We start from the raw sequence: 15,881 nt of genomic DNA, 5'->3' as shown, positions 1-15,881 counted from the left end.
CGTTCAGGACGCCGAGCGCAGCAGCATGGCGCCGCCGGGCGTCAGTCCGCCGCTGGAGACGACCGCGACCCGGGCGCCCGCCACCTGCCGCTGCCCGCCCGCGCCGCGCAGCTGCACGATCGCCTCGTGCAGGAGGCCCATGCCGTGCGTGCGGCCGTGGGAGAGCTGGCCGCCGTGCGTGTTGACCGGGATCGTGCCGTCGCGGGCGATGTTCTTGCCTCCGTCGAGGAAGTCCTTGGCCTCGCCGATCCCGCAGAAACCGAGCGCCTCGATCCAGGACAAGCAGTTGAAGCTGAACCCGTCATAGAGCTCGGCGACGTCCACGTCCTCGGGACGCAGCGTGGTGCGCGTCCACAGATGCGCGGCCGGGCCGAGCACCTGGGGTTCGTGGGTGAGCGTGCTCTGGTCCCACTCGACGCGCTCGACGATCTGGGTGCCGACCGCCTCCACCAGCACCGGCGGACCGGGCAGATCGCGTGCGGCGTCGAGCGCCGAGACGATCACCGCCACCGCGCCGTCGCAGGGCACGTCGCAGTCGAAGAGCCCGAACGGAGAGGTGATCGGCCGCGCGGAGAGGTAGTCGTCCATGGTCATCGGGTCGCGGTAGACCGCCGTCGGCTCGAGTTCGGCGTTGGCGCGCTGGTTGAGCGCGATCCAGCCCAGCGTCTCGCGGGTGGTGCCGTAGCGGTGGAAGTGACGCTGGGCGTTCTGGGCCAGCGTGTGCGCGGCGGAGATCGCGCCGAACGGCGTCAGCCAGCTCGTGGTGCGGCCGCCGGACGGCGGGATCCGGCCCGCCTTGGTCAGCTCGTTGAAGGTCGACTCCCATACGGTGCGGAAGCACAGCACGTGCCGGGCCAGCCCGGCGGCCACCGCCGTCATCGCCGCGATCACCGATCCGCCGGGCCCGAAGGTCTCGATACCGCCGTTGTGCCAGCTCGGGCGCAGGCCTAGCGCGGCTTCCAGGGCGGTGACCCCGCCCTCGCCGAAGCCGCCGAGATTCCCCCCGCCCGGGTAGGACGCCAGGCCGTCGATGTCGTCGAGCGTCAGGCCCGCGTCGGCGACCGCGCGTTCGCACGCCTCGATCGTCAGCGCCAGCGGCGGCACCATGAGCCTGCGCCCGATCCGGGACATCCCGATCCCGGTCAGCGCGACCTTCTCCTCGAACTTCTCCTGCCGCAGCATCGGCCGCACGTGTTCGGCGAAACGCTCCGGCTCGATCTCGTCCACCGGCAGCGGCGCGGGCTCGGATTGCTCGGCGGCGGGCCGGAACAGCGGCAGCCACACGTCGGCGTCCTGCTGGAAGACCACCTCCATCCGCATGCCGAGGGTCAGGTCGTCCGGATCGGCGTCGACGATGTTGGTGGTCAACCGGACGCGCGGATCCTCCACCAGCGCCACCTGCGCCACCACGTACGGCGGCCGCAGGCCGGGGACGGCGAAGCGGTGATTCACCGTGAAGCTCGCCAGGGTGGCCGCACCGGAGACTTCCCGCACGCCGAGATCGTGCCCGCGGCAGTACCGGCACACCGGCTGCGGCGGGTGTATCAACGCCGCGCAGGATCGGCACTCCTGGATGCGCAGCGTGCCGTCGGCGCCCGAGGTCCAGAAGAACTCGGTGTCCAGGCCGAGCAGCGGCAGTGGCCGTCCCGACGGCTCGGCCGTCGCGGGGGTCTGCTCCGTGTCCGCCACAGCGCCTCCTCGTAGTCGTCGCAGCCGGGAGCCGCGCGTGTCCGGTCGGCCACACGCGGCGGGGTCGGTCCGGTTCCGGTCAGATCTGTGCCGCGCCTCTGCGGACGGTCACCGGCTCGGCGAGCCGCTGCTCGTCGCAGACTCGCTGCAACTTCGCCAGGGTCTCGTCGAGTCCGGGACCGAGCCGGGGGCCCGGGGTGAACTCGGTGGGCAGGTGCCGCATGCCCTGGATCACCGCGATCGTGTCGTAGTGCACGGTCTCCTCCGGGATGCACCGGAAGTCCGGCATCCGGTCCAGCACGGCCACCAGCATCCGCTTGAACACCGTGCGGGCGACATTGGAACCGATGCAGCGGTGGATGCCGAGACCGAAGCTGTAGTGCCGGTTGCCTTTCCGGTCCAGGATCAGCCGCTCCGGATTCTCGAACACCGCCGGGTCGCGGTTGGCCATAGCCCACGACAACCAGAGGCGATCACCTTCTCGGAAGGAGGCTCCCGCCACCTCGCAGTCCTCCGCGACGGTGCGCGCGTCGCCGGGAGCCGGGGTGTAGTAGCGCAGGAACTCCTCGGTCGCCGAGTCGAGCAGCAGATCCCTTTCCCGGCTGAGGGTTTCGCGTTCACCCGGATTCTGCGACAGCCATTCCAGAGCGTGCGCGGTGAGCGCGGTGGTGGTGTCGAAACCGCCGCCGATGAGCAGGCTGAGCATGCCCAGGATCTCCATGTCCGGCAACAGACCCCCGTTGACCTGCGCCGAGGCGACCGCGTGGATCAGCCCGGGCCGGGGACTCTCCCGGATCTCGGCGAGATTGGTGAGCAGGTCCAGCCCCATCGTGCGGTGCATCTCCGCGACGCGTGGGTAATCCGGCGAGTCCGGCGGCGTGTAGACCGCGGCGTGCACCGGTTCGTTGTAGATGGTCCACTTCCGCAAGGGAACGCCCAGCATGCCGAGGGTCAGCACGGCGGGAACGACATTCGCCAGGTCGTCGACGAAATCGATTCGGCCGCTCTCGATCTTCTCGTCGATGGCCGCGCGCACCACCTCGTCCACGAACGGTACCCAGCGTTGGACGGCGGCCGGGGAGAGGTACGGGTTGAGCGCCGAACGCAGTTCCCGGTGCTCCGGCTCGTCCATCTCCAGGATGCCGCCGCGGATGCCGCGTGCGCGCGGCGCGGGCGGAATGGAGATTCCCCGGTAGCCCTTGCGAACGCCCTGCGGGTCGTGATCGTTGGATATGTGCGGGCAGCGCGCGAGTTCGAACACCTCCCTGTTGCCCGCGGCCACCCAGTGACCGTCGTAGGTGTCGGTCCAAGCGAGCGGGCACTCGCTCTGCATCGCCTCGGTGATCGCCTGGAAGTTCTCCCGGTATTCGGGAGCGTAGCGGTCGAAATGGAACCGGGGTTGCTTGCGTTCGGTATCGGTGACGTTCTCCACGGTCATGGCGCAGGCCCCTACTCGGCGATCGAGATCGCGCGTTCCGGGCAGGAATGCACCGCCTCGCGGACCTGATCGAGCTGGTTCGCGGGAACCGATTCGCCGATCGGGGAGGAGTGGCCGTCGATCTCACTGAGTTCGAACGATTTCGGGGCGATCATCGCGCACAGCGTGTGCCCTTGGCAGCGCTGCTGATCGACTCGGACCTTCACGGTGTTTCTTCCTCTCAGACGTGGTAGTCGTACCACTTCAGGTAGCCGCCCGCGTCGACGCGCAACTGCGTGCCGGTGATGTAGCGCGCCTCGTCGGAGGCCAGGAACAGCACCGCGTCGCTGATGTCCTCCGGCTCGACGTAGGGGGTCGGCATGGCCTGCTGCACATGGAAGGCGGGCTCGGCGTCCGCGCGGGTGGGATGCTCCAGGTCGGGGCGGAAGGACCGGTACATCGGTTCGCTCTGCAGCATGGGGGTGTTGCAGTTGGTGGGGTGGATGACGTTGGCGCGGATGTTCTGCGGCGCGATGTGCAACGCGAGCGCGTGAACATACTGCGCGAGGCCGCGTTTGGCGACCACGTAGGCGATCCCGCCGGGATCCTTGCCCGGCTGGTCCACTTTGGACACGTCCATCAGCGCGGCCACCGAGCCGGTGGCGATGATCGACCCGCCCGCGCCCAGATGGGGCAGCGCGACCTGGATGGTATTGATGACACCGACCAGGTTGGTGTCGATCACGTCGGACCAGGCCTGCCACTGCGGCGTGCCCTTCATGCCCGCGATGCCAGCCTGGGCGATGACGATGTCCAGCCGGCCGAACTCCGCGATGCCGCGTTCCAGCACGGCGCGCAGCTGCCCGGCCTCGCGCACGTCGGCCGGTTCGGCGACGATGCGGCGGCCGGTCTTCTCGACCAGCCGCGCGGTCTCGTCCAGATCCTCCTGGCGCGACAGCGCGTACCCGATCGTGTCGATGTCGCGGCAGATATCCACCGCGATGATGTCGGCACCTTCCTGCGCCAGCCGTACCGCATGGCTGCGGCCTTGGCCACGAGCGGCTCCGGTGACGAAGGCGACCTTGCCCTCTACGCGTCCCACGGCAATCCTTTCGTTCTTGCTTGTCGTGCTGACCTATCGCGCCTGCTGCGCAACGGGTCTCAGGTATTGCGTCCGCCGTTGACGCCGATGATCTGGCCGGTGATGTAACCGGCCTCCTCGGAGATGAGGAACGCGCAGGCGGCGGCGATGTCCTCGGGTGTGCCGACCCGGCGGACCGGGGTCCGCTGGATGTGGTCCTCGACGGAGCCGCCGAGCCGGCGCGCCTCCTCGTTCTTGCGCAGCATCGGGGTGTCGATGAACCCCGGCGGCACCGCGTTCACGGTGATGCCGGACGGGCCCAGCTCCAGCGCCAGCGCTTTGGTCAGGCCGTTGACCGCCGACTTGGCCGAGACGTAGTGCGTCATGAACGGCTGGCCCGAATGCGTGCTCGAGGAGGAGATATTGACGATGCGCCCCCACCCGGCGGCCAGCATGTCCGGCAACACCGCTTGGACGCAATGGAAGACGCCGTTGAGATTGACGTCGATCACGCGCTGCCATTCGGCGAACGAGATGTTCTGGAAGCGCTTGAAGCCGTCGATGCCCGCGGCGTTCACCAGCACGGTGACCGGGCCCAGCTTCGCCCGGATGGCGGTGAGCGCGTCGGCGATCTGCTCCGGTTCGGTGACGTCGGCCCGGTAGGCGAAGTCGTCGTCGGCGGGCGGATTGAGGTCGAGGGATGCGACGTGGAATCCGGTGCTGCGCAACCGCTGTGCGATGCCCAGCCCGATGCCGGACGCCCCTCCGGTGACCACGGCCGTCTTCACGCGTGCGACCCCTCTCCGGTGATCGCGCCGATCGGCGACCGGCGTGCGCGCGGCTGCGCCGAGACCGGGATCCGTGTTGTCGTGTTCACCACAAGAATCTCCCTTCCGATTGCGAGAACCGTACTCTCGTTCAGTTCTCGGGCGCAAGAGTCGCGCCGCAGGCGGAACCGAGCTTCGCCCCTCGGGCTGGAGGTGAGATCCCCGAAGCTGCGCAGCTTGGTGATTGTTGCTGCGTTCCGCTATGGCGAGTGTTAAATTCTCCGTTATCGAGAATCTAATTTCCATATCCGGCGAGGAGACAGGATGTCAACGCAGGAACAGGCGATAGCGGTGGCGCGGCGGCTGCTGATCGACGGACGGTTGGTCGAGACCGGGCACACGCTCGCGTCGCTCGATCCCGCGACCGGTGCGGTATACGGCTACGCGCCGGAAGCCGGTGTGGCCGAGGTGGATGCGGCCGTCGCTGCGGCGCGACGGGCCTTCGACACCACCGACTGGGCGACGAACCACGAGTTCCGGGCGCACTGCCTGAACCAGCTGTACCAGGCGCTGCGCGACAATGTGGAGGAGCTGCGTGAGCTGACCATCGCGGAGGTGGGCGCGACGCGCACGCTGACCCACGGCAACCAGCTCGAGATTCCGTTCGAGATCGTGCGCTACTACGCCGAACTGCTGGCGGACTACAGCTGGAGCGAGGACCTCGGCGTGGTGGAGATCCGCGGTCAGCAGCACCGGCGCTGGGTCGAGCTGGAAGCCGCGGGCGTGGTGGCCGCCATCGCCGCCTACAACTACCCGCATCAGCTGGCGCTGGCCAAGCTCGCGCCCTCCCTCGCCGCCGGATGCACCGTGGTGCTCAAGGGCGCGCCCGATACTCCGCTGGCCACCTTGGCGCTGGGCGAGATCATCGCCCGGCACACCGACATTCCAGCCGGTGTGGTGAACGTCCTGGCCTCCTCCGATATCGAGGTCGGCAAGCGGATGACCACCCACCCGGACGTCGACGTCGTCACCTTCACCGGTTCCACGCCGGTGGGACGCCAGATCATGGCCGCCGCCAGCGGCACGCTCAAAAGGGTGTTCCTGGAGCTGGGCGGCAAATCGGCGATGATCCTGCTCGACGACGCCGACTACACCAAAGCCGCGCTGTTCGCGGCGTTCAGCGTGGTCACCCATGCCGGGCAGGGCTGCGCGCTGACCACGCGGGTGCTCGTGCCGCGGCAGGACCACGACAAGGTCGCCGAGTTGATCGCGGCCAATTTCGCGCATGTCACCTGGGGTGACCCCGGTGATCCCAAAACCTATATGGGCCCGTTGATCAGCGAACGCCAGCGGGACAAGGTGCACGGCATGGTGCAGCGGGCGGTGGAGGGCGGAGCCACGCTCGTCACCGGCGGCGAGAAACTGAATCCGGGCTACTTCTACAAGCCCACCCTGCTGGCGAACGTCGACCCGGACAGCGAGATCGCGCAGGAGGAGGTGTTCGGCCCGGTGCTGACCCTCATCCCCTACACCGACGACCAGGACGCGATACGGATCGCGAACAACTCCATCTACGGCCTGTCCGGCGCGGTGTTCAGCGGCGACGCCGAACGGGCGAAGGCGGTGGCGCGGCGCGTCCGCACCGGCACCCTCAGCATCAACGGCGGCAACTACTTCCACCCCGACGCGCCCTTCGGTGGATACAAGCAATCGGGCATCGGCCGCGAGCTGGGGCGCGTCGGCCTGGAGGAGTTCCTGGAGCGCAAGACCCTCGCGGAGGTGGTCGCGTGAGCGAGCCCGAGCGAGGCGACGTCGTGAGCAAGCCGCTGGAGGGCATCCGGGTGCTCGAGGTCGCGATGTACGGTTTCGTCCCGTCGGCGGGCGCGGTGCTCTCCGACTGGGGGGCCGACGTCGTCAAGGTCGAGCACGCCGTCACCGGTGACCCGCAGCGCGGACTGCGGCAGGTGGGGGTGTTCAAGGTCGAGGGCGATCCGAATCCCAATGTGGAGCACGCCAATCGGGGCAAGCGCAGCATCGGGGTGGACATGTCGGTGGCCGAGGGCCGCGAGGTGATCTATGACCTGGCTCGTCGCGCGGATGTGTTCCTGACCAGCTTCCTGCCGCAGGCGCGCGCCAAGTTCGGCATCGACGTAGACGATATCCGCGCGGTGAACCCGGACATCGTCTACGCGCGAGGTAGCGCACTGGGACCGCGCGGTGTCGAATCCGGCCGGGGCGGCTACGACATGACCGCGTTCTGGTGTCGCGGCGGTATCGCGGCCACCATCACCCCGCCCGGCATCGAGGGCATGATCCATCCGCCCGGCCCGGCGTTCGGCGACACCATCTCCGGCACCAATCTCGCCGGCGGGATAGCCGCCGCGCTGCTGAAACGCGAACGGACCGGGCAACCTTCGGTGGTCGACGTCTCGCTGCTCGGCAGCGGTCTGTGGGCGCTGGGGCACACGGTCGCGTTGTCGGCCAGTCAGGACAAGCCGCTGGTGGCGCCGGTGCCCGGCGCCCACGGCGCACCGAGCAACCCGCTGTCGGGGCTCTACGCCACCGCCGACGATCGCTATCTGTCGTTCGTGATGCTGCAACCCGCCAAGTTCTGGGCGGACGTCTGCCGGCATATCGACCGCCCGGAACTGGCCGAGGACCCGCGCTTCGCCGATGCCGCGCAGATCGCCGCGCACACCGCCGAGGCGGTGCAGATCCTGCGCGAGGTGATCAAGCAACGCACGCTGGCCGAGTGGACCGAGCGCTTCGCCACGCTCGCCGGACCCTGGGCTCCGGTGCAGGACTCGTGGCAGGTGACGCAGGACGCGCAGATCAGGGCGAACGAGTACCTGCTTCCGGCAGGGGAATTGGAGCTGGTGTCCAGTCCGGTGCAGTTCGACGTCGGCGCACCGGAACTGCGGCCCGGCCCCGAGTTCGCCGCCCAGACCGAAGAGGTCCTGCTCGAACTCGGCCTGGACTGGGATCGCATCATCGCGCTCAAGGCCGCCGGCGCGGTGGCCTAGGCGCGGGAAAGAGGGACCGATGCCGTACATCGCATCGCTGGGCACGTATCTACCCTGCTGGGGCAGCCAGCGCAGCCGGATTCCCGGCGACGACGAGGACGCCGTCACCCTGGCGGTGGAGGCCGGGCGATCCGCTGTCGCGTCCGGCGAGCCGGTGGAACGCGTCGTGCTGGTCAGTCGTGATCTGCCGCTGGTGGAGAGCAGTAATGCCGCCGTCCTGCTGGCCGGCCTGGGACTGGATCCCGAACTGGAGGTCATCGAGCGGCTCGGCGGCGCTCCGGCGGCGCTGGACGCCTTGAGTTCGGCGCGCCCGCGCACGCTGGTCATCGGTGTCGACCTGGAACCGGCGGGTGCGGTGGCGGCCTGGGTGTCCGACCGCGAAGGCCTGCAGGTGCGCACCGCGGCGCGCGTCACGCGCAGCCTGCCGGTGCGTACCCGCAACGCCCTCGGCGCGGTGCACGACTACGGTGATCCCCGGCTGCTGCACGAAAGGGGCTTGGTCGCCTCGCTTTCGGCGGCGTGGCTGGACACGCCGGTGGCGGTGGCAGGCGTCGATCACAAGCAGGCGGCGGCGCTGTGCTTGGCCGCGCCGCCGCGACTGCCGACGCTGGGCGCCAGCGCCGGGCTGTTCGCGCTCGCCGCGATGGCCGACTGGGGTGGGGCCGGCTTGCTGGTCGGCGTGGAACAGGCCAACCTGAGCGGGGTCATGGTGGTGCCCGGCGCTGCCCGGGTGCGGCGCAACGAACCGCCCGCGCGGGCGCTTCCGGAGGTCGTCGCCCTGCCCGGCGCGGACCTGCCGATGTCGCTGGCCGCCTACGAGCGTGCGTTCGAGGCCAAGGTCCGCTGGGAAGCGGGCAGGCACGGCGACAGCGCGGAGCTGGACTTCCCGCCCCGCTACCGGGTGGGCCGGGACGGCAGTCTCAGCACCGGCTACACACTGGTGCCGCTGCCGCGGACCGGCAGCGTCTACGCCGAGACGACGGTGCGGATCCCGGTGCCCGGGCTGAAGAGCCCGTACTCGCTGGTGATCGTGGAACTAGACGACGTCGGCGTCCGGGCGCTGGCCAAGGTCACCGGAGCCGACCCGGGCACGGTGACCATCGGTGATCGCGGGCGCATGGTCCTGCGCCGGGTGGCGGTGCGTTCCGGCGTGCCGGATTACGGATACGCGTTCGAACCGGAACCGGAGGCGGTATGAGGAAAGTGGCCATCGTCGGCGCGGGGATGACGCCCTTCGCCGAACATTTCGCGCTCGGCATCCAAGACCTGCTGCTCATGGCGTTCGCCGACTGCGCAGCCTCGGTCGACAAGGGCCTGCGCACGACGGATCTACAGGCCGCCTGGTTCGGCGCCATCGGCACCACCGGCGGCTTCCCCGCAGGTGTGCTGGCCGATGCGCTGGACCTGCCGGACCTGCCCGTGACGCACATCGACAACTCCTGCGCCACCGGTCACGACGCGGTCCGCAACGCGCTGTTCGCCCTCTCCTCCGGCGCGGTCGACGTCGCGCTCGTGATCGGCGCCGACAAGTTGCGCGAGACGGCGCAGAAGGATCTGCTGCGCGAGTGGGAGACCCAGACCAGGGACAACGCTTGGGACTACCAGCTCGGCCTGTTCGCCCCGGCGGGGTTCGCGTTGCATGTCAACCGGTACCTGTACGAGTCCTCGGCGACGCGGGAGCACTTGGCGATGGTCGCGGTGAAGAACCATCGGCACGGCGCGCGCAATCCCAAGGCCCGCTTGCGGTTCGAGATCACGCTGGAGCAGGCGCTCACCGCGCCGATCGTGGCCGATCCATTCGGCGTGTACGACTGCGTGCCGCAGAGCGACGGGGCCGCGGCTCTGGTGCTCGCCGCCGAGGACGTCGTGGACCGCTACACCGACAGCCCGGTGTGGATCCGCGGCGTCGGCCTCGGCTTGGACTCGGTGATGCACCAGCACAAGCGGGACATGACCACCTTTCCGGCGACGGTGCGGGCGGCGCGCGCCGCGTTCGCGATGGCAGGGCTCGCCCCGGCCGACATCGACGTCGCCGAGGTGCACGATTTCTTCACCGGCATCGAGCTGATCAGCTACGAGGACCTCGGTTTCGCCGAGCGATTGGAGGCGCACAAGCTGGTGGAGGCCGGAGCGACGACGGTCGGCGGCGTCCTGCCGGTCAATCCCAGTGGCGGACTGAAGACGAAGGGTCACCCGCCCGGCGCGACCGGCGTCGCGCAGTGCGTGGAGCTGTTCGAGCAATTGCGCGGCACCGCCGTCAACCAGGTGGACGGCGCGCGAATCGGTCTGGCACACAATCTCGGCGGGCCGACCGCGGTGTCGGCGGTAACGATCCTGGAGGGGCCGCGCTGAGGCCAGGCCCGGGCAGCGGACAGCCCCGGTGCGGACGGTCTCGACCGTCGTGCACCGGGGCTGTCCCCGCTCAGATCTGTTCCCAGACGGTGATTCTGGTCCGGTCGGGGTCGGCCGCCGGAGTGAGCGCCATACGTCCGTCGGCGGCGCGCTCGCCGAGTTCGGCCAGCACGGTGTGCACATCGCCGTCGATGTCGTACACCGCGAGGTAGCGGGCCTCACCTGCGTCGCCACGAATCAAGCGGTGGCGAGTGCAGGAGAGGACGTCGGGGACGGCGAGCATCTCGGGGATGTGCGTCCCGGCGTACCACTCGTTGTATTCGGCGTCCATTCCGTCCCGCGGAGTGGAGAAGACCAGCAGCCGCACTCCGCCGCCTCAGCTCGCGCGCTGGGCATAGGCCGCGGCGTATTCCTTGCGCGACCTGGTCGAGGTGTCGACGTCGGTCGCGTTCGCCCGCAACGCCCCCACGGTCGCCCGCTCCCTCGGGATGTGCGCGAACGGATCCCAGTCGAAGTGACGGGTGGCGTTCTGCCAGGTGATCTTGTGGATGTCGGTGTCGTCGGCGCCCGCGGCCCGCAGTTCGCCCAGCACGAACTCGGGCGCGTCCGGCCAGATCGAGTCCGAGTGCGGGTAGTCGCATTCCCAGGCGATGTTGTCGATGCCGATGTCGTGGCGAAACTTCAGGGCGGTCTTGTCGGTCACGTAGCAGGCGAGCACGTGCTCCCGGAACACCTCGCTGGGCAGCTTGCCGCCGAAGTCGCGGCGCAGCCAGCGCTGGTTGGTGTAGTGCCGGTCGGAGCGGTCCAGAAAGAACGGGATCCAGCCGACGCCGCCTTCGGACAGCGCGACCTTCAGTTTCGGATAGCTGCGGAAGGCCGGGCCCCACAACAGATCCTGGGCGGCGATCAGCGAGATGCTCGGCGCCAGCACCATCAGGTTGTCGATGGGGGCGTCCTGCGCCAGCCGCAGCACACCGAAGCCTTGTCCGATGTGCAGGTTCATCACCGTCTCGTTGTCCGACAGCGCCTGGAACACCGGCGCCCAGTAGTCGAGATCGTGGTAGCTGGGCAGGCCGTCGATGTGCGGCAGCTCCGGCATGGTCACCGAGTGGCAGCCCCTCGCCGCCAGCCGCTCGATCTCGGCCACCGCCAGGGCCGGATCCCACATGGGCAGGATGCCGATCGGGATGAACCGGCCCGGGTAGGCGCCCGCCCAGTCCTCGATGTGCCAGTCGTTGTACGCCGAGATCATCGCGACGGTGATCTCGTCCTGACCGCCGCGGCTGAGGTGACCCGCGCTGAAGCCGGTGAACGTGGGGAAACACATGGAGGCGAGGACGCCGTTGGCGTCCATGTCGCGCACGCGGTCGTGCACGTCGTAGACCGCGGGCCGCATCTCGGCGTATCCGGCCGGGTCCTTGCCCCACTCCTCGGCAGGCCAGGTGACGACGGCGTTGAGACCGGCGACGCCGGTGGGCCGGTCCCGGTACACCCACCGGTCGATGCCGTTCTCGTCGACGACGACCTTCGGGGCGAATTCGGCCCACTTCTTCGGAACGTGGTTGTCGAACATCTCGAGCGGCTCGACCACATGGTCGTCGATGCTCACCAGGATCATGTCGTCGATGTTCACGTGACTCCTCGCTGTTCGCGCGCTGCGCCGGGCTGCGCTCCGGCAGCTAGAGACGATAAATCTTCTAATAAGAGAATGTCACTCTCGTAGCTCTAGTAGACGATACACCTCGGGTCGGGCCGGGTCGACAGGGTGAGGACGTCATCCCGGTGTCTCGTCGACCATCGGCGACTACCGCGCGTTGGGAGAGCATTCTCCCCGGGAGAGAATTTTGGTTTCACATGAATCGGAGGACGCTCGGGGCATCGGCACGGTGACCCCGGTACCGCTGGAGCGGACTTCGCCGGTCGCGCTCCACCCCCGGCAGCGCGCAGCCGTGCGCCCCGGTCTCCCGGCAGCCGTGGGAGTTCAGCACCCAGAGCGCGCCGGATCGGTGCTGGATCCGCACCGGCCGATCCGGGACAAGGCGGTCGAGCGCCGTCCGGTCGAGCGGCCCCGCGACACTGTCGTGGTAGCCGACGCCGCGAATCCACTGTCCCGCCGGTAGTTCGGCGTCCGCCCGGCTCAGCGCCGCGGCGAACGCGGCGGCATCCCGGACGTGCGGCGGGCCGACCGGCACGGACCCGGTCTGCGCGGCGAGCGCCCGCAGATGGAGGTGATGATCGTGCAGTCCGGGCAGCAACCAGCCGCCGCGGGCATCCAGATCGTCCTCGCCGGGCAGCGGCCGCAATCCGGTGCCACACTCGACGATGCGCCCACCGCGCCAGCGCACGTCGGTGTGCGGGCTGCCGGACAGTGTGGCGTTACGAATCAGCATGGGCCGCTCAGGCCAGGTACCGGACCAGGTGCTCGGCGACGCAGGCCGGCTTGTCCGCGCCCTCGGCGATGATCGTCACGGTGCGTTCGGCCTGCACCCCGCCGGGCACATCGGTGACGGCGGTGAGCGTGACGGTGCCGCGCACCCGGCTGCCGACCAGGACCGGGCTGATGAAGCGCACCTTGTTCAGCCCGTAGTTGATCGCCATCCGGGCCGAGCGCACCGACATCAACTGCTGGCTGATCGGCGCGAGCAGCGCGAGGGTGAGGAATCCGTGGGCGATAGTGGCCCCGTACGGGCCGTCCGCGGCGCGGCCGGGATCGACGTGAATCCACTGGTGGTCGCCGGTGGCCTCGGCGAACAGGTCGATGTGCCGCTGGTCGATCTCGAGCCACTCGCCGGGCCCGAGCACGGAGCCCACCGCGGCGCGCAGGGCGTCGAAATCATGGAACTCGGTCATGCGGGATCCTCTCTGCGGTCGGCGCCTGCACGATATCCGGCGCGCAGGCCGCCGGGTCAGCTGCTACCGCAGTTGGTCCTTCATCACCTTGCCGGTCGCGTTCAGCGGCAGGGCGCGCAGGAAACGCACCGAGCGCGGAACCTTGTAGCCCGCCATCCGGTCCCGGCTCCAGGCGATCAACTCGTCCTCGGTGACGGGGCTTCTCGTCACCACGAAGGCCCGGCCGACCTGCCCGAGCCGTTCGTCCGGCACGCCGACGACGGCGGCCTGCGCGACCGCGGGATGTTCCAGCAGGAATCCCTCGATCTCGGCGGGATAGGCGTTGAACCCACCGACGATGAACATGTCCTTCTTGCGGCCGACGATGCGCAACCTGCCGTCGGTGTCGAGGCTGCCCAGATCGCCGGTGTGCAACCAGCCCTCGGCGTCGATCGCCTCGGCCGTCGCCTCCGGATCGTCCAGGTAGCCCTGCATCACGCTGTAACCGCGGACGAGGATCTCGCCGTCCTCGGCGATGCGGATCCGCACGCCGTCGCAGGGCTTCCCAACCGTCGTCGCGATCTGCTCGAAGGTGTCCCCGGGCCGGGAGGCGGTCGCGGTGCCCGCCTCGGTCAGCCCGTATCCGGTCATGATCGACTGGAACGGGAGTTCCTCGCGCATCCGGCGGATGAGTTCGACCGGAATGTCGGCCGCCCCGGTGACGGCCGCGCGCAGTGAGGACAGATCATGCTCGCCCACGGCCTCCAGCAGCGAGTGGTAGAGGGTCGGCGGCCCGGGCAGCATCGTGATCCGCTCCCGGGCCACCAGTTCCAGCACCCGATCGACGTCGAACACCGGCACCGGAAGGATCGTCGCGCCGCGGATGAGCGACGCGACCAGACCCGCTTTGTACCCGAAGGTGTGGAAGAACGGGTTGACGATGAGATAACGGTCGCCTTCCCGCAGATCGGCAAGATCGCACCACTCCGCGTACAGGCGCAACGTCTGGGCGTGATTCATCATCACTCCCTTGGGACGCCCGGTGGTGCCGGAGGTGTAGACGACGTCGGCGATGTCGGTGCCGGCGACGTTCCGCTCGAACGGTATGCCCCCGCTCAGGAAATCCGACTTCACATCGATCACGGGCACATCGGTGGCACCGGTGTAGTCGACGCCGAGGAACCCCTGCTGGACCAGCACCGCCTTGGCGCCGCTGCGGCGGATGATGTCGCCCGCCTCCGCGGCCTTCAGACGCGTGCTCACCGGCACCACGACGCCGCCCGCGGTGAGCAGGCCGAACGCGGCGACGATCCATTCCGCCGAGTTCGGCGCCCAGATCGCCGCGCGGTCGCCTTTCTCGATCCCCGCCGCGGCGAAGGCGCCCGCGGCCCGGCGCACCCGCTCGGCCAGTTCGGTGAAGCTCCACCGCAGGTCCCCGTCGACGATCGCTTCGGCGTCGCCGAAGCGGTCCGCCGCGTCGAGGACCAGCTCGGGGAGGGTCTGCCAGGTCATACCTTCAGCAGCCGCGCCAGGTTGCCGCCCATGATCTTCGACTGATCCTCCAGCGGCATGTCCTTGATCTCGTTGATATAGCGCGCCGGCTCGGCCAGGCCCTCCGGGTGTGGCCAATCGGAGCCGAAGAGCACGTGATCGGCGCCGATCGTGTTCGACAGCCTTTGCAGGTCCTCCTCCCAGAACGGGCTGACATAGAGGCTGCGCTTCAGGGTCTCCACCGGATCCTGGAAGCCGAAGCCCTCCGGCGCCTTCTTGTAGACGTCCGACAGCTGTTGCAGCAGCGGCTCCAGCCAGGAGGAGCCGTTCTCGATGACAGCGACCTTCAGTTCCGGGAAGCGGTTCAGCGCGCCGTGGCAGACCCAGGACGCGACGGCGTCGGTGACCGGCCGCCACTGGTTGGTCATCGCGAAGGTGTTGGTCTTGAACGGCAGCATCTCCAGGCTGTTGCCATCCCACTCGGCATCGAAGCGCGAATAGCCGCTGTCCGAGGAATGCATGGTGACCAGCACGTCGTGCTCGACGACCCGCTTCCAGAACGGGTCGAACTCGGGCAGCGCGAACGACCGCATGCCGCGCAGGCCGGGCACCGGGGCCGGGCGCACCAGGATCGCCTTGGCGCCGTGCTCGACGACCCAGTCCAGTTCCGCGATCGCCTTCTCGACGATCGGCAGGCTGACCACGGGCACGGTGAAGATGCGGCCGGAGTGCACGTAATTGCCGTCCTGGCCCCAGGTTTCGAGCATCCACTGGTTCAGCGAGTGGATCACCGCGTGGATCAGGTCCGGATGGTGGCGCATCCGCTCCTCGACCAGGCTGGCCAGGGTCGGGAACATCAGCGCGCGCTGCAATTGCAGGTTGTCCATGACCTTCAGGCGTTCCACCGGATCGCGGAAGGCCTCGATCGCGCGCATCGGCTCACCGAAGATCTCGCGCCTGCTCTTGCCCTCGGGGTTGCCGTGCTTGAAGTACTCCTCCATGGCGCCGGGCCGGGCCACGACGTCGAAGGTGGGATTGGGGATGTACTCGCTGATCTGGCCGAGCACCGCGATCTTCGTGCGGCCCTTGATCTCGACGTACTGGATGGTGCCCTCGTACTCCTTGGGCAGGTACCTGGTGAGGGCGTCTTTGGTCTCGTACAGGTGGTTGTCGGCGTCGAAGAGCTGGTAGGGCAGCTCGACTTCAGTCATGGAAGCCTCCTTTTCGATTAA

15 protein-coding genes are annotated in these 15,881 nt (G+C 68.9%); 4 read left to right on the top strand and 11 right to left on the bottom strand.

Annotated features, from left to right (window positions below):
• Window positions 1–3: 3 nt before the first annotated feature.
• From ABZ420_RS28095 to fabG, 5 genes are all read right to left on the bottom strand, one after another.
• Complete coding sequence (locus ABZ420_RS28095) at window positions 4–1,689, bottom strand: OB-fold domain-containing protein (RefSeq protein WP_357128699.1); 1,686 nt, start codon at window positions 1,687–1,689, stop codon at window positions 4–6.
• A gap of 79 nt (window positions 1,690–1,768) precedes the next feature.
• Window positions 1,769–3,127: a cytochrome P450 gene (locus ABZ420_RS28090; protein ID WP_357128696.1), complete on the bottom strand. Its 1,359-nt coding sequence runs from the start codon at window positions 3,125–3,127 to the stop codon at window positions 1,769–1,771.
• Between the two features lie 11 nt (window positions 3,128–3,138).
• Window positions 3,139–3,333, bottom strand: a complete 195-nt coding sequence (locus tag ABZ420_RS28085; RefSeq protein WP_357128693.1) for a ferredoxin — start codon at window positions 3,331–3,333, stop codon at window positions 3,139–3,141.
• A gap of 14 nt (window positions 3,334–3,347) precedes the next feature.
• Window positions 3,348–4,208 (bottom strand): mycofactocin-coupled SDR family oxidoreductase, encoded by an 861-nt coding sequence (locus ABZ420_RS28080; RefSeq protein WP_357031360.1) that lies wholly within the window; start codon window positions 4,206–4,208, stop codon window positions 3,348–3,350.
• A 59-nt stretch (window positions 4,209–4,267) separates the two neighbouring features.
• Window positions 4,268–4,975 (bottom strand): 3-oxoacyl-ACP reductase FabG, encoded by a 708-nt coding sequence (fabG, locus tag ABZ420_RS28075; RefSeq protein WP_357031357.1) that lies wholly within the window; start codon window positions 4,973–4,975, stop codon window positions 4,268–4,270.
• A 303-nt stretch (window positions 4,976–5,278) separates the two neighbouring features.
• On the opposite strand from fabG, the gene ABZ420_RS28070 reads away from it, so the two are divergent.
• The 4 genes from ABZ420_RS28070 to ABZ420_RS28055 are packed head-to-tail and all read left to right on the top strand — an operon-like array spanning window position 5,279 to window position 10,329.
• Window positions 5,279–6,745, top strand: coding sequence for an aldehyde dehydrogenase family protein (locus ABZ420_RS28070; protein WP_357128690.1), 1,467 nt, complete (start codon window positions 5,279–5,281; stop codon window positions 6,743–6,745).
• A 23-nt stretch (window positions 6,746–6,768) separates the two neighbouring features.
• The gene (locus ABZ420_RS28065; protein ID WP_357128811.1) at window positions 6,769–7,977 is read left to right on the top strand and encodes a CoA transferase; all 1,209 of its coding nucleotides are present in this window, start codon (window positions 6,769–6,771) and stop codon (window positions 7,975–7,977) included.
• Window positions 7,978–7,996: 19 nt separating this feature from the next.
• Window positions 7,997–9,175, top strand: coding sequence for an OB-fold domain-containing protein (locus ABZ420_RS28060; RefSeq protein ID WP_357128687.1), 1,179 nt, complete (start codon window positions 7,997–7,999; stop codon window positions 9,173–9,175).
• Complete coding sequence (locus ABZ420_RS28055) at window positions 9,172–10,329, top strand: beta-ketoacyl synthase N-terminal-like domain-containing protein (RefSeq protein WP_357128684.1); 1,158 nt, start codon at window positions 9,172–9,174, stop codon at window positions 10,327–10,329. The genes ABZ420_RS28060 and ABZ420_RS28055 overlap by 4 nt, the downstream gene beginning before the upstream one ends.
• Before the next feature lie 70 nt (window positions 10,330–10,399).
• Here the strand turns inward: ABZ420_RS28055 and ABZ420_RS28050 are convergent, their stop codons facing one another.
• The 6 genes from ABZ420_RS28050 to ABZ420_RS28025 all read right to left on the bottom strand — a co-directional run bounded on the left by ABZ420_RS28050 (window position 10,400) and on the right by ABZ420_RS28025 (window position 15,860).
• Window positions 10,400–10,696 carry a hypothetical protein gene (locus tag ABZ420_RS28050; protein WP_357128681.1) on the bottom strand — a complete coding sequence of 99 codons (297 nt, stop codon included), beginning with the start codon at window positions 10,694–10,696 and terminating at the stop codon, window positions 10,400–10,402.
• 9 nt (window positions 10,697–10,705) lie between these two features.
• A complete protein-coding gene (locus ABZ420_RS28045) occupies window positions 10,706–11,962 on the bottom strand; it encodes an amidohydrolase family protein (protein ID WP_062967618.1) in 1,257 nt (418 codons plus the stop codon).
• A 217-nt stretch (window positions 11,963–12,179) separates the two neighbouring features.
• Entirely contained in the window at window positions 12,180–12,719 is a 540-nt protein-coding gene (locus ABZ420_RS28040) for an amidohydrolase family protein (RefSeq protein WP_357128678.1), read from the bottom strand.
• 7 nt (window positions 12,720–12,726) lie between these two features.
• A complete protein-coding gene (locus ABZ420_RS28035; RefSeq protein WP_357128675.1) occupies window positions 12,727–13,179 on the bottom strand; it encodes a MaoC family dehydratase in 453 nt (150 codons plus the stop codon).
• A 63-nt stretch (window positions 13,180–13,242) separates the two neighbouring features.
• Window positions 13,243–14,670 carry a FadD3 family acyl-CoA ligase gene (locus tag ABZ420_RS28030; RefSeq protein WP_357128672.1) on the bottom strand — a complete coding sequence of 476 codons (1,428 nt, stop codon included), beginning with the start codon at window positions 14,668–14,670 and terminating at the stop codon, window positions 13,243–13,245.
• Window positions 14,667–15,860, bottom strand: a complete 1,194-nt coding sequence (locus ABZ420_RS28025; protein WP_357128669.1) for an amidohydrolase family protein — start codon at window positions 15,858–15,860, stop codon at window positions 14,667–14,669. Before ABZ420_RS28025 ends, ABZ420_RS28030 begins: the two co-directional genes overlap by 4 nt.
• Between the last annotated feature and the right edge of the window lie 21 nt (window positions 15,861–15,881).

The sequence above is a fragment of the Nocardia sp. NPDC005745 genome (assembly GCF_040630775.1).
Taxonomy (GTDB): domain Bacteria; phylum Actinomycetota; class Actinomycetes; order Mycobacteriales; family Mycobacteriaceae; genus Nocardia.
The sequence above is the reverse complement of the archived record's forward strand: the minus strand, read 5'-3'. Positions and strand labels throughout refer to the sequence as shown.

Coding starts and splice junctions, on each gene's coding strand:
- ABZ420_RS28090 (WP_357128696.1), bottom strand. CDS start 3,127: ATGACCGTGGAGAACGTCACCGATACCGAACGCAAGCAACCCCGGTTC.
- ABZ420_RS28070 (WP_357128690.1), top strand. CDS start 5,279: ATGTCAACGCAGGAACAGGCGATAGCGGTGGCGCGGCGGCTGCTGATC.
- ABZ420_RS28060 (WP_357128687.1), top strand. CDS start 7,997: ATGCCGTACATCGCATCGCTGGGCACGTATCTACCCTGCTGGGGCAGC.
- ABZ420_RS28055 (WP_357128684.1), top strand. CDS start 9,172: ATGAGGAAAGTGGCCATCGTCGGCGCGGGGATGACGCCCTTCGCCGAA.
- ABZ420_RS28040 (WP_357128678.1), bottom strand. CDS start 12,719: ATGCTGATTCGTAACGCCACACTGTCCGGCAGCCCGCACACCGACGTG.
- ABZ420_RS28035 (WP_357128675.1), bottom strand. CDS start 13,179: ATGACCGAGTTCCATGATTTCGACGCCCTGCGCGCCGCGGTGGGCTCC.
- ABZ420_RS28030 (WP_357128672.1), bottom strand. CDS start 14,670: ATGACCTGGCAGACCCTCCCCGAGCTGGTCCTCGACGCGGCGGACCGC.
- ABZ420_RS28025 (WP_357128669.1), bottom strand. CDS start 15,860: ATGACTGAAGTCGAGCTGCCCTACCAGCTCTTCGACGCCGACAACCAC.